The sequence below is a fragment of the Streptomyces sp. NBC_00400 genome, from assembly GCF_036048035.1.
In the GTDB taxonomy this organism is placed as follows: Bacteria; Actinomycetota; Actinomycetes; order Streptomycetales; family Streptomycetaceae; genus Streptomyces.
Window position 1 is genome coordinate 546,507 of the sequence record NZ_CP107940.1, and the last position, 12,755, is coordinate 559,261.

Annotated in this window: 13 protein-coding genes and 1 pseudogene; 7 read left to right on the forward strand and 7 right to left on the reverse strand. The window is 71.3% G+C overall.

Translation table 11 applies throughout. From position 1 onward, the window contains the following. The first annotated feature begins 67 nt into the window (after positions 1-67). Positions 68-931 carry a lysozyme gene (locus OHS81_RS02555; protein WP_328382017.1) on the forward strand — a complete coding sequence of 288 codons (864 nt, stop codon included), beginning with the start codon at positions 68-70 and terminating at the stop codon, positions 929-931. 225 nt (positions 932-1,156) lie between these two features. After that, positions 1,157-1,615, forward strand: a complete 459-nt coding sequence (locus OHS81_RS02560; protein WP_328382019.1) for a spore-associated protein A — start codon at positions 1,157-1,159, stop codon at positions 1,613-1,615. A 63-nt stretch (positions 1,616-1,678) separates the two neighbouring features. Here OHS81_RS02560 and OHS81_RS02565 read toward each other — a convergent pair whose 3' ends face one another. Both OHS81_RS02565 and OHS81_RS02570 read right to left on the reverse strand, forming a co-directional pair. After that, the gene (locus OHS81_RS02565; RefSeq protein ID WP_328382020.1) at positions 1,679-2,776 is read right to left on the reverse strand and encodes a phytoene desaturase family protein; all 1,098 of its coding nucleotides are present in this window, start codon (positions 2,774-2,776) and stop codon (positions 1,679-1,681) included. 70 nt (positions 2,777-2,846) lie between these two features. Next, positions 2,847-4,457, reverse strand: a complete 1,611-nt coding sequence (locus OHS81_RS02570) for an SDR family oxidoreductase (protein WP_328382022.1) — start codon at positions 4,455-4,457, stop codon at positions 2,847-2,849. A gap of 463 nt (positions 4,458-4,920) precedes the next feature. Here OHS81_RS02570 and OHS81_RS02575 point away from each other — a divergent pair, with 463 nt between their 5' ends. Together OHS81_RS02575 and OHS81_RS02580 are read left to right on the forward strand one after the other, a co-directional pair. Beyond that, on the forward strand, positions 4,921-6,216 hold the full coding sequence (locus OHS81_RS02575; RefSeq protein ID WP_328382024.1) for an erythromycin esterase family protein: 1,296 nt from the start codon (positions 4,921-4,923) through the stop codon (positions 6,214-6,216). Continuing rightward, positions 6,216-6,599, forward strand: coding sequence for a hypothetical protein (locus OHS81_RS02580; RefSeq protein ID WP_328382025.1), 384 nt, complete (start codon positions 6,216-6,218; stop codon positions 6,597-6,599). Before OHS81_RS02575 ends, OHS81_RS02580 begins: the two co-directional genes overlap by 1 nt. Positions 6,600-6,670: 71 nt before the next feature. Here OHS81_RS02580 and OHS81_RS02585 read toward each other — a convergent pair. Beyond that, positions 6,671-6,868: pseudogene (locus OHS81_RS02585) on the reverse strand (helix-turn-helix domain-containing protein); the annotation flags it as partial. A 106-nt stretch (positions 6,869-6,974) separates the two neighbouring features. On the opposite strand from OHS81_RS02585, the gene OHS81_RS02590 reads away from it, so the two are divergent. Further along, positions 6,975-7,688, forward strand: coding sequence for an SDR family NAD(P)-dependent oxidoreductase (locus OHS81_RS02590; protein ID WP_328382026.1), 714 nt, complete (start codon positions 6,975-6,977; stop codon positions 7,686-7,688). A 130-nt stretch (positions 7,689-7,818) separates the two neighbouring features. Here the strand turns inward: OHS81_RS02590 and OHS81_RS02595 are convergent, their stop codons facing one another. Further along, positions 7,819-8,133, reverse strand: coding sequence for a hypothetical protein (locus tag OHS81_RS02595; RefSeq protein WP_328382027.1), 315 nt, complete (start codon positions 8,131-8,133; stop codon positions 7,819-7,821). A gap of 195 nt (positions 8,134-8,328) precedes the next feature. Between OHS81_RS02595 and OHS81_RS02600 the strand changes: the two genes are divergently transcribed. Together OHS81_RS02600 and OHS81_RS02605 are read left to right on the forward strand one after the other, a co-directional pair. Beyond that, on the forward strand, positions 8,329-9,354 hold the full coding sequence (locus OHS81_RS02600) for an alpha/beta hydrolase (RefSeq protein ID WP_328382029.1): 1,026 nt from the start codon (positions 8,329-8,331) through the stop codon (positions 9,352-9,354). Positions 9,355-9,467: 113 nt separating this feature from the next. Further along, the gene (locus tag OHS81_RS02605) at positions 9,468-9,659 is read left to right on the forward strand and encodes an antitoxin (protein WP_328382031.1); all 192 of its coding nucleotides are present in this window, start codon (positions 9,468-9,470) and stop codon (positions 9,657-9,659) included. A gap of 186 nt (positions 9,660-9,845) precedes the next feature. On the opposite strand, the gene OHS81_RS02610 is transcribed toward OHS81_RS02605, so the two are convergent. The 3 genes from OHS81_RS02610 to OHS81_RS02620 form a co-directional block, all read right to left on the reverse strand. Continuing rightward, positions 9,846-10,049 carry a cold-shock protein gene (locus OHS81_RS02610; protein WP_006601696.1) on the reverse strand — a complete coding sequence of 68 codons (204 nt, stop codon included), beginning with the start codon at positions 10,047-10,049 and terminating at the stop codon, positions 9,846-9,848. Positions 10,050-10,342: 293 nt separating this feature from the next. Then, positions 10,343-11,533, reverse strand: a complete 1,191-nt coding sequence (locus OHS81_RS02615) for a D-alanyl-D-alanine carboxypeptidase family protein (protein WP_328382032.1) — start codon at positions 11,531-11,533, stop codon at positions 10,343-10,345. A gap of 242 nt (positions 11,534-11,775) precedes the next feature. Continuing rightward, positions 11,776-12,672, reverse strand: coding sequence for an endonuclease I family protein (locus OHS81_RS02620; RefSeq protein ID WP_443058642.1), 897 nt, complete (start codon positions 12,670-12,672; stop codon positions 11,776-11,778). Positions 12,673-12,755: the final 83 nt, after the last annotated feature.

Consider the following 12,755-nt stretch of genomic DNA (forward strand, 5'->3'; position numbering starts at 1 on the left):
CTTATCGGCAGGATTCTGCTCAAAAGCTGCCGAACCTGACTCAACCGAAGGCCTTCGGAGGCATGCGATGCCCTTGCGCAGATCCGGTCCGGCCCGCCGTACAGTCCCTCTTGCGGCCGGAACTCTCGTCTCTCTTCTCTCCGTGCTCGCTCTGCCCCTCGCGCTGCCCGGCTCCGCCACGGCGTCGGACTCCGAGAAGAGACCCGCCCACCCCGAACAGGACTGGATGGGTTCCACCATCGCGGCCCACGAGGGCAGCAGCGTCCGGGCAGGTGGTCTGGAGCCGCAGGCGTCGTCCAGAAGGGCCGTGTCCGGCGTCGACGTCTCCAGCCACAACGGCAGGGTCGGCTGGAAGTCGCTGCGCAAGTCCGGGGTGCGTTTCGCGTATGTCAAGGCCAGCGAGGGGACCAGCTACACGAACCCGTACTTCGCGCAGCAGTACCGGGGCTCGTACTCATCCGGCATGATCCACGGCGCGTACCACTTCGCGCTGCCCGACCACTCCAGCGGCAGTTCCCAGGCGGAGTACTTCGCCGACCACGGCGGCGACTGGTCCAGGGACGGCAGGACGCTGCCCGGCGCGCTCGACATGGAGTACAACCCCTACGGCGCGACCTGCTACGGCAAGAGCCACAAGTCGATGGTCCACTGGATCCGCGACTTCGTGCAGACCTACCGGGAGGAGACCGGCCGCTACCCGGTCATCTACACCTCCACCAACTGGTGGAAGCGCTGCACCGGCAACTCCGGCAAGTTCGGCAGGACGAATCCGCTGTGGATCCCGCGCTACGGCTCGTCCGTCGGCTCGCTGCCGCGCGGCTGGGAGTACCACAGCATCTGGCAGCACACCTCCTCGGGCCACTCGGTCGGCGACCGCAACCGCTTCAACGGTACGTACACCCGCCTCAAGGTCCTCGCGAAGGGCAGCTGACACCGCCCCGCCCCCACGCTCCCGGCCGGTCCCCGGCGCCTCATGCGGCGCCGGGGACCGGCCGTTGTGCGCCCGCGTCCGCCGCGAACCGCCCGTGTACGGTTTTTGGACAACCGGGTTCGAACAGCGGTGAATTCCCTTCCGCGGTGCAACCATCCGCGGCCGGCCGTTGTCCAACACTGCGAAAAGACCACGCGACGCACTCACCCAACGGGGGTAATTCAGATGAAGCGTTCACGTGCCATCGCAGGATCCGCGGTACTGGCCGTGGCGAGTATCGCCACGATGACAGCGGCCACCACCGCATCCGCCGCAACAAAGGCCGCCGCCTACAACGGAGCCTGCGGAAGCGGCTACAGCGTAGTGAATTCCGTACCGGTCACCGGAAAGGGGACCGTGTACCTGACGTACAGCGCAAAGACCGGAAAGAACTGTGTGGTGACGGTGCGGAACAGCCCGGGTAAGCCGGTGTACATGTACACGTATCTCTCGGCCAGCGACGGCAGTTCCGGCTGGGTTTACGACGAGGGGAAGTACACCTCGTACGCCGGTCCCGTCTACCTGCCCGCGAAGGGCATCTGCGTGGACTGGGGCGGCACGATCGAGTCGGTCAGCGTCAACGTTTCCGGCTCCAACTGCGGCCGGATGGCAGCCGGCATCGTCACGCACCACACGCGCCACTGAGAAGACCGTGAGGGCGGGCTCCCGGGCAGCGCGCCCGGGAGTCCGCCTTCCAGGTGTCTCCGGTCAGGCCCTGCCGAGCGCCCGTAGCGCGGAGCGGGCCGCATTGTGGCCGCACATCCCGTGGGCGCCGGCTCCCGGCGGTGTGGCCGCCGAGCAGAGGAAGACCCCGGGGACGCCGGTGCGGTACGGGTCGAGGGCGGCGCGGGGGCGCATGGTGAGCTGCAACGGGGTGTTCGCGCCGGCGATGATGTCGCCGCCGGCGAGATTGGCGTTGCCCCGTTCCAGCTCGGCGGTCGAGGTGGCGGTGGCCGCGACGATGCGCTCCCGTGTCCCCGGCGCAAAGCGCTCGAACTGCGCCAGCATCGCGGCGGTGGCATCGCCGGTGTAGCCATGCGGCACATGTGCGTACGCGGAGACGGGGTGGAGGTCACCTGCAGAGCGGCCGGGGTCGGCGAGGTACTGCTGGGAGACCAGGAGGAACGGCCGCTCCGGCATCCGCCCGAGAGAAACCTCCCGCTCCGCGTGGGCGATCTGCTCGAAGCTGCCGCCGAGGTGCACCGTACCGGCCCGCCGGCAGGCCTCGGCGCGCCAGGGCACCCCGCCCTCGACCGTCAGGTCGAGCTTGAACGCACCGGGGGCGGGCCGGTAGCGGGTGTAGGCGCGGCGTACCCGGGGCGGCAGCCGGTCGCCGATCAGCGCTGCCGCGGCGGCCGGCATCAGATCGAGCAACACCGTTGCGGCGGGCGGGAGTTCGTCGAGCGAGCGGATCGGTGCGCCGGTCTCGATCCGGCCGCCGGCCTCGGTGAGCAGTGCGGCCAGCGCCGTGGCGATGGCGCCCGAGCCGCCCTTGGCCACCGGCCAGCCGTACCGGTGCCCGGCCGCGATGATCATGAGCCCCACCGACGCGCCGGCCGGCTGGCTCAGCCGGCCGAAGAGATGGGCCGCCACACCGCCGAAGAGGCCGCGGCCCGCCTCCGTGCGGAAACGGTGCGCGATCAGCGGGGCCGGCTGCAGGGCGTGCAGCCCGAAGCGGGCGAGCCGGAACGGGTGGCGGGGCACCTGCAGCCCGCTGCGGGCCAGGGTGACCGCCGCGGCCAGACCGTTCGGCCCCGCCCCCACCACCACTGCCCGCTCCCGCGCACGCCCGGCCCGCTCCGTCATGGCACCAGCCTGCCAAGGGTCCCGGAATCCGGCCGGAGCGGCCGCGGATCCCGCTCCGCCCTCGGTGCGTTCACGCCGGGCGGGCGTGGTGCTCGGCAGCCGCGGCGGCCGCGATATTGCGGGCCATCCCGCCGAACACCGCGGCGTGGAACGGGGAGATGGACCACCAGTACGCATGGCCGGTGAGCCCGTGCGGGTGGAACAGGGCCCGCTGGCCGTAGCGCGTGCGGCCCTGGGCGTCACGGCCGACCGTCAGCTCCAGCCAGGCCAGACCGGGCAGGCGCATCTCGGCGCGCAGCCGCAGCAGCCGGCCCGGCACGACCTCTTCGACCCGCCAGAAGTCGAGCGAGTCACCGACCCGCAGACGGCCCGCGTCCCGTCGGCCGCGGCGCAGCCCCACCCCGCCGACCAGCCGGTCCAGCCAGCCGCGCAGCGACCAGGCGAGCGGGAAGGAGTACCAGCCGTTGTCCCCGCCGATGCCCTCGACCACCCGCCACAGCACCTCGGGCGGGGCGTCCACGGTCCGCTCCCGCCGGTCGGTGTAGAGGCTGCCACCGGACCAGTCGGGGTCGGTGGGCAGTGGATCGCTCGGTGCACCGAGCACAGCGGCGTTGGACCACCGGGTGGTGACCTCGGCGTCCCGCACCCGGCGCAGCGCCAGTTCCAGTGCGTCGTCGAAGGCGAGGGGGTGGCCCGGTGGGTCGGGGGCGGGGACGTAGCGGGCGATGTCGTGCTCGTGGCAGACGACCTCGTAGCGCAGCGATTCGGCCAGGGGGCGGGCCAGGCCGGGAGGCACGGGGGTGACCAGTCCGATCCAGAGGCTGGACAGGCGTGGGGTGAGCATCGGGACGGGGAGGATCAGCCGCTCGGGCAGCCCGGCGACCCGTGCGTAGCGCTGCATCATGTCGCGGTAGGTGAGGATGTCGGGCCCGCCGATGTCGAAGGTACGGCTGACGTCCTCGGGGAGGCGGGCACAGCCCACGAGGTAGCGCAGCACATCGCGGACGGCGATCGGCTGGATGCGGGTACGCACCCAGCTCGGCGTGACCATGACCGGCAGCCGCTCGGTGAGATAGCGCAGCATCTCGAACGAGGCCGAGCCGGAGCCGATGATGACGGCGGCGCGCAGGACCGCGGTGGGGACACCGGAGGCCAGCAGGATGGCGCCGACCTCGGCGCGGGAGCGGAGGTGGGGTGAGAGGTCCCGCTCGGGGATGCCCCGGGGGCCGAGACCGCCGAGGTAGACGATGCGGCGCACTCCGGCGGCGCGGGCCTGCCGGGCGAAGATCTCCGCGGCCCTGCGGTCGGTGTCCTCGAAACTCCGGCCGCTGCCCAGGGCGTGCACCAGGTAGTAGGCGACCTCGACGCCGTCCATGGCGCTACGGACCGACTCGGCGTCGGTGACATCGCCGCGCAGGATCTCGGTGTCCGCGGCCCAGGGGTGGTCACGCAGCTTCTCCGGCGTCCTGGCCAGCGCCCGTACGGCGAATCCGGCCGCGAGCAGTTCGGGGACCAGGCGCCCGCCGATGTAGCCGGTGGCGCCGGTGACCAGGACGCACGGGCGGTGCGCGGGCGGCGCCGGGGCCCCGGCTCCGACGGTGCCGTTGGCGGTCCCTTTGTCGTCGGTGCCTTTGTCGTCGGTCCCCTTGTCGGTGCCTTTGTCGGCGCCTTTGTCGGCCATGGGCACGGCCTCCTCCGGCTGGCGGCGGCACGATGATCCTGCCCGCCAAGTGTGGCACCGGCACCGGTACGGGGCATCACGACGCGGGCGAGGGGGCGCGTCCGGCCGGGGGTACGGCGGGGAGCATGTCGTGGGGCGGGGCGGGGCGTATCGCGGGCGGAGCGGGGCGGAGCCGTCGCGCTGGAGAGTCCCGCTCGCAGGCCCGGCTCACACCGGCACCTGCACCCACGGTTCACCCGAGGACATCGCCGGGCAATTGGCCGAATACGGTCGGGCGGGTGGGGACGAAGTTGTCGTCAGCGTCGCGGGGCGTGTACTGCGAGCACGGACACCGGGACGCCGTGCGAGACCTCCAGGACCTCCTCGCCGCGTGCCGGGAGCGGGAACAGACACATGATCAGGTGCGGGAGCACGGGCGCGCCGAAGCGCCGCCCGGCCGCACGCAGGGAGGAGAGACACCACGGTGCCCGACGACATCACTCGCTGGCTGACCGAGTACGCCAGACCACTCGGCTCGCTCACGCCGGGCGCTCCGCACCAGGACCTCGAACCGCTCGGTGCGGCCCTGCGGGACGTGCGGATAGTCGGCCTGGGCGAATCCACCCACGGCACCCGCGAGTTCTTCCGGCTGAAGCACCGGATCGTGGAGTTCCTGGTGCGCGAGGCCGGCTTCACCACCTTCGCCATGGAGGCCAGCGCGTCTGCCGCCCGGGCCCTGGACACGTACGTGCGGCACGGCACCGGCGACCCCGCGCGCCTCATCACCCGCCTGGGGTTCTGGACCTGGCGCACCGAGGAAATGCTCGACCTCGTCGTATGGCTGCGCGCCCACAACCGCGGCCTCCCCGAGAGCCGCCGGGTGCGCTTCGTCGGCACGGACCCCCAGCGCTGCACCGACTCGCTCGAGGCGGTCGCCGCCTTCCTGCGTCAGGTGGCACCCGAGCGGGCGCAGGACGTGGACGCACTTCAGGTGCTGAAGCAGGCCCGCCCCGCTTCCCGGCCCGACCCGGAACAGGCCCTGCTGCGCCGCGTCGAAGCACTCGCCGGCTTCTTGGAGGACCACCGGGAGCAGTTCGCCCGGCACACCACAGCGGATACCGCGCACGAGGCCCTGGAACACGCGCGCATCCTCATACGCGCCGCCGATCTGGTGACCCGCTCGCCCGGCATGCACTCCGGGGAACACAGCGTGTTCGCCGCCCGGGACCGCTACATGGCCGACGCCGTGGCGCGGCTCGTCGACGACGGCCCCGCGGATCGCGTCATCCTCTGGGCCCACAACGGGCACCTCACCAAGGGCACATACGGCAACGGAGTGCCCGCGCTGGGCAGCAGACTCCGGGAGCGCTACGGCGACAGCTATTACGCTCTGGCCCTGCTCTTCGGCAAGGGCTCCTTCCTCGCCCGCCGCGGCAACGACCCGCAGGGCCCACCACGCCGGCACCGCATCGGCACCGGAATCCAGTCCGTCGAAGCGCGCCTCGCACAGGCCGTCCCCGGCAACTACTACGCCGACCTGCGCACCCCCGGCCCCTCCCCCGAAGCCGCCCGGTGGCTGCACACCCCGCACATGCACCGCAGCTTCGGTGCGGGCGTGCCACGGTTCGTCTACCGCTTCCACACGGCACCACTCGTCCCGGCCGAGGACTACGACGGCATCGCCTTCGTCGCCCACTCCACCTGCTCCCGCCTCCTGCCGCCCGTGCAGCCCCCTGTACCCCCGGTCGATCCTGTGTGCGCGTCGACAAGGAGGACATGATGGGCGTCTTGCTGTTCCCGGGAGACGACGACACCGGCAGCCCGGCTGTCTCCTGGTCCTACACCGGTTTCGGAGGGTTCCGGCGGTGGCCGGCGCAAGCCGAGGGCTTCACGCTCGACGAGATGCACGGCTTCGGCGGACAGCGCCCGTGGAGCGACGTCTCCACCAGGCTGGCGCCCCTCCTCGATCACCCCGACGACGCCGGTCCCGACCTCACACCCACCCACTGCGCAGCGATGCTGCCCCGCCTGCGGGAGATCGGCGGCCGCCGGTACGAGGCAAGCGCCGGTCCTCTCCTTCAACGGCACCTCGACGACGTCCGCCAATTGGTGGTCGTCCTGCAGCGCTGCGTCGAGAAGGACGTGGACCTCCTCTTCAGCTGAGGGCTGTCCCGTCGCCGTCGGCAGGCGCCCCCGGCTCACGGCCACCCGCAGCCGGAGGACAGGCCATGGCGGGCTTCGACGACCTGGGGCGAGGGATGGGTGGCACGCCCCTGCTCGAGCCGGGTGACGTGGTCGACCGAGATCCCGGCCAGCAGGGCCAGCTCCTGGCGCCGCAGGCCTGCCGCGCGCCGCTGCCCGCCGGCCGCCGGCCCCGCCGCTTCGGGCCCCACCCGGTCGCGCCGGCGGCGCACCGCTTTGCCGAACTCCACTGTCGCCGTGCGACCGGTGTGCCCGGCCGGCCGCCTTCCTGGTACCGCCGGTCCCAGGAAGGCGGGGCTGCTGGCTGCGGCGGCGGGCGAGGCGGATGCTGGAGGTATGACGACAACACTGGTCACCGGAGCGAACAAGGGTCTCGGCTACGAGACCGCCCGACGCCTCATTGCCGCGGGCCACACCGTCTACGTCGGCAGCCGGGACGCGGCCCGCGGCCGTCGCGCGGCCGGGCAACTGGGCGCCGGGGCCCGGGCCGTACAGCTCGATGTCACCGACGATGCATCCGTCACGGCCGCAGTGCAGACCATCGAGACCAACGGCGGCCTCGACGTGCTGGTCAACAACGCCGGCATCGAGGTGCGCGGCCCCGACAACGAGGTGGCCGGCGCGGCGGACGTCACCGCCGGCATGATGCGGGAGGCCTTCGAGACCAATGTCTTCGGCACGGTACGCGTCACCCACGCGTTCCTGCCGCTGCTGCAGCGGTCCGCGTCGCCGGTCGTGGTCAACGTCAGCAGCGGCCTGGCGTCGCTCACGCGCGTGGCTGACCCGGACCACCCCGCAGGCGCCTACCCGGGGGTCGCCTACCCGGCGTCGAAGGCCGCGGTCAACATGATCACCGTGCAGTACGCGAAGGCGTTCCCTGACATGCGGATCAACGCGGTGGAGCCCGGCTTCACCAAGACGGACCTGAACGGGCACACCGGGACCCAGTCGGTCGAGGAGGGGGCCGAGATCATCGTCCGCATGGCGCAGGCGGGCCCGGACGGCCCCACCGGGGGGTACTTCGATGCGGCGGGGCCGCTGCCCTGGTAAGCGTCCGGAACCCCGGTCGCCGGGCATCGTGACCGAGCGCTTGACGCGGCGAGCGAGCCCCGCGGCCCTACGGCTGTGCCGGGCGGCCGGCCGGTAGCAGCCGGGAACGGCGGGCGGGCCCGGGCGTCGCTTACGCCCCGGGTCCGCCCGAGCGCGACCGGGCGTCACGGCAGGTGTCACGGCGCGGCTCCTGGCGCCGCTCGCGCCCGGGGCCGCGCCCGGCTCCCGGGCCAGGGTCCGGCTGACGGCCGTGCGCCGCCTCGTGGTCCGGATCGCGGCTCGGGTCCAGGCCCAGCATGTCCGTCAACAACGACAGGTCGTCCGCGTCCCGCGCCCGGCCGGCCAGCGCCTTCCTGGCGAGCCTGCGTTCCTCGTCGCACGGCATGGCGCGCGACGAGGGGTCATCGGCACTGCGGTGTTCCTCACTGCGGTGTTCATCGCTCACCGCTGCATTCTCGGCCGGGCCGCACGACCGTGCGCGTCGAGCGAGCCGGAGGCAGGCCGAGGGCAACCACCGGGGACGCGCTACTCCATATGAGTGAACCGAGCCTCGAAAGCCGGCGCCGGCAAGGGAACCTCCCCAGCCTCTTTTCCCTCTTTATGGGCACTTGCACTTGATCTTCCAGTCGTGGAGTCCCTCGTGAAACGCCCCTCTGCCGTCGCGTTCGTGGCCACCCTCGTCGCTGCCTGCGCGCTGCTCGCCGGCTGCTCGGAGGCCGGAAACCCGGTCGACTTCAATGCCGGCGCCCACGGCGACGGCGCCGCGCGGGCCCGGCCCGTCGACGCGGACACCCTCATGCCCACCGGCCCCAAGAGCGACTTCCGGATCACCCGGACCCTGGACGACGGCACCCATATAGCGCGGACGACCTTGAAGGGCCCGAAATCCGGCGTCACCGGAAGCGTCTGGGTCTGGGCACCGAAGGAGTACCACGACCCGAAATACGCCAAGAGCGGATTTCCCGTGCTGATAGCCCTGCCGGGTGGCCTCGGCAGCCCGAAGGAGCCCGGCGGCGTCACGAATTACTGGGTGGGCGGCGATATCGAACTGCAGGAGAACCTCACCCGGTGGACCGAGGAGGGCAAAAGCCTCCCGTTCATCGTGGTGATGCCGATGCTCAACCCGGACACGCAGTACCACGACGCCAGCGACATACCCGGCCGGCAGAAGATGGGGACCTGGCTGACGGACGACGTCGTCCAACTGGCCAAGGCCAATTTCCGTACGTTCAAGTCCCGCGACGGCTGGGCCTTCATGGGGTCGTCCTCGGGCGGCTTCGGCGGACTGAAGTCCGTGCTCAAACATCCGGAGAAGTTCAAGGCGGCCATAGCCAGCGGCCCCGACATAGCGCCGGATTCGCCGTTGTGGGCCGGGCACCGGGCACAGCGGGACGCCAACGATCCGGCAAAGCTCGCCCAGCGGCTGCTGCAGAAGGGCGGGCCGGACATCTACCTCGCCTTCCAGGCCGGCAGCCGGGAGCCCGCCGCCGTCACCACCGCCATAGACCACTTCCGCCGGACCTACGGCAAGGGCCCGATCCACACCGCCATGCAGCTGATCCCCGGTGGCCGGCACAACGCCTGGGACTACCAGAAGGGCATGGCCGCCGGTTCGATCAAGTTCATCAGCGACCGGATGAAGGCGCCGGTGGCGAGCCGTCCCTGAACCGGCCGCCACGGCCGCCGGGGCCCCCGGCACCGCCCCGGCGCGCGGATGCAGATCACCTGGCAGGGGGTGATGCTGGAGTCGTGGGGGGACCGTGGTGAGGAGGACCACTCATGTCCATGATGGACAAGATCAAGAGCATGCTGAAGGGCCACGAAAGCCAGACGGACAAGGGCGTCGACAAGGCCGGCGACATGGTCGACGACAAGACCCAGGGCAAGTACAAGGGTCAGGTCGACACGGCCCAGGAGAAGATGCGGGACCAGTTCGGCGGGGAGGGCCGGGACCGGCCACCGCAGCCCTGAGGCGGCGGCCCCCGTCGGGCCCGCCCGTACGCGAGGGCCAGGACCGGCCGCCCTTTGCCTTTCCGGAGACCGGCCACCCTTTGCTTTCCCTGCGGCCGACCGGGTGACGTCCCGGGCGCCCCGTGACATGCGTCGGCGCCCGCCCCCGGGGACCGGGAACGGGCGCCGTCGGCGGATCCGCCGGGCCTACGCCAGACGGATCTTCTCCGCCTGGGGGCCCTTGTGGCCCTGGGTGACCTCGAAGGTCACCTTCTGGCCTTCCTGCAGCTCGCGGAAGCCCGTGGCATCGATGTTGGAGTAGTGCGCGAAGACGTCGGCGCCGCCGCCGTCCTGCGCGATAAAGCCGAAGCCCTTCTCCGAGTTGAACCACTTCACCGTGCCGGACGCCATATCGGTCTCCTTCGTTCAAGGGGGCTCGAATCGGGTTCCGCGTGCTGCGGACCCCGGAGGTGATCGCCCTGGTCCGGAGACGCGCTACACAGCAAGGACGCCCGTGAATGCGACACGGGCGTCCGGCACTTCGGAACCACGACAGCTGATCAGGACGCTACACCGAGCAGCGCCCGGCAGGCCGCACAACCGTGGCGGACGCGTCGCCCTTCACCGGGCAAGGCCATCGCGCGTCCTCCGTATCCCTGACCGATCGGATGGATGTACGACGTCCGGCGGCGCGCGGCACGGCCTCAGCCGGACTCTCCGCCCCGGCTCTCGGACGGCTTGCGACGGCGCCACCACAGAGCGGTGCCGAGTGCCGCGAGGGCGATGACCCCGACGGCTCCGGCGGCGGAGACGAACCACCAGTACCGCGCCTCGGTGCCGGCGTCCGTCTGCGCCACGACCGCCGCCTTGTTCAGCGGCATGACGGACCGCGAGTGGTGCGCGACGGGCTGCGACACGCCGGTGCCCCCACGGTGCTCCAGCGCGGGCAGCACGCCGACGGCCGCGGCCCGCGGGGCCGCCTCGAATCCCCAGTCCAGCAGGTCCCGGGTCTCCTCGTAGACGGCGTTGCGGCTGCCGGACTGCGGGTTCATCACGGTGACCAGCAGCGTCCGGCCGTCGCGCCGGGCCGCGGCGATCAGGGTGTTTCCGGCGTGGGTCGTATAGCCGTTCTTCACCCCGATCAGGCCGTCGTACGGTTTGACGCCGTGCGAGCCGACCAGCAGACGGTTGGTGTTCACGATGCCGAATGCGTCCGGACCGCCTTCTTCCGGCAGTTCCGTCTGTTTCGTGGCGGCGAAGTGGGCGAAGTCGGGGTCGGCCAGGCCTGCCCGTCCGAAGAGCGTCAGATCGTAGGCGGACGAGAACTGGCCCGGCGTGTCGAACCCGTCGGCGGACGCCACCGTGGTGTCGCGGGCGCCGAGGCGGTCCGCCGTCTCCTGCATATCGTCGATGGTCTTGTTCCAGCCGCCGTTCATGCCGGCCAGGGTGTGCACCGCATCGCTGCCCGAGCGGAGGAAGACCGCATCCCACAGGTCCGCGACGCGATAGGGCAGGTCCTCCTTGAGGCCGGCCAGCGAGCTGCCCGCCTCGATACCGTCCAGGTCCCGCAGGGAGACGGTGTGCACCTCCCCCTGGGAGAACTTCGGCAGCACGGTCACGGCGAAGAGCGCCTTGAGGGTGCTGGCGGGTGGCAGGGGCCGGTGAACATCCTTGGCCGCGAGGACCTTGCCGCTCGCCATGTCCGTCACCATCCACGACAGGGCGGAGACATCCGGTGGCTCCGGCACGTCCGGCCGGGGCAGGAACTGCACTCCCCGGCCGTTCAGCCGGCTCTCGGCACGGACCGGATCGGCCACGTGCGCGGCGGCCCGCAGGTCGTCGATGCCATGGGGGCCATCGGCGGCCGCCGGGACCGGCACGGCCAGCAGGCTCACGGCACAAACGGTGGCTGCGGTAACGACTCTGACGGGGTCCCAACTCGCGCTCGACATGTGGCCCACGCTAAAAACGACCTCGGCCGCGCGCTGGCTGGCCTACGCCATCCGATGCGCGAGCGCCCCGACTGCCGTACGCGGCACGCCGACTGCCGTACGTGGGCACGCCGACCGCCATGCGTGGGCACGCCGGGGCCGGCGGAAAGACCGCCGCCGGCCCCGGCCGGCCGACCGGATGCGGTCTACCAGATCGACTCGACCCACTCCGGGTGGTCGATGAACGGGTTCCGGTTGTGCTGGTACTTGTCGAAGATCACCTGGTTGCGGTGCTTTTCGAAGGAGTCCGGCGGGTCCTGCTTGCTCCACTGCTTGAGGACGGAGAGCCGTCCGATGTGCGGCTGGGTGCCGTTGCTGACCTTGTCGTTGGGCTCCAGGTCGGCGAAACCGTCACCGCCGTCATAGCGGACGGCCATATAGAGGATCATGCGGGCGACATCGCCCTTGACCGCGTCACGGGGCTCGAAGGAGTCGTCGTCGGTGCGGCTGCCCGGCGCGCCGTCCACCGCCGTACCGCCGTTGTCGAAGTCCTTGTCGCCGCGCTCGCTGTTGACGGACACGTCCTCCGGGCGCAGGTGGTGGAGGTCGGTGCCGGGACCGGTGTCGGTACCGAAGTCGCCATGGGACTTCGCCCAGACGTGCTCGCGGTTCCAGTCGTCGGGATTTCCGCCGTGGGCGTCCTTGCTCTGCGACCGGCCGCTGTACAGCAGAATGACGTTCGCGCTGTTGGCCGGGTCCTGGTCGGTGTCCTTGAGGGCGTCCCAGACCTGTTCGTACGTCAGTTTTCCGGTCTGGGTGGTGCTGATGATCCGGTGCAGCGAATCCTTGAGCGCCTGGCCGGTCTTGCCGACGGCGTCTTTGTAGTAGTCGTCGTCATAGGACGTGTCGTCATACGACGCGGCATCGGATGCGCCGACGGGTATGGACGAGTGCTGGGTGACGGACGCGGCAGCGGCACGGTGGGGTGCGGCCGGAGTGGCCGTCGCACCGGCCGGGAGCTGTCCGACCGTCACCGTCAGTACCGTTCCGGCGGCGACGGCCAGCGCGGTCCGGGCGCGACGGTTCACGCGGGTGTTGTCCACGAAGGGTGTCCTTTCCCCGAATGTGGCGCCGAGTCGCGAAAATGTGGGGCACGACCGGCACCGGCCGTTGGGAAATACGGCCG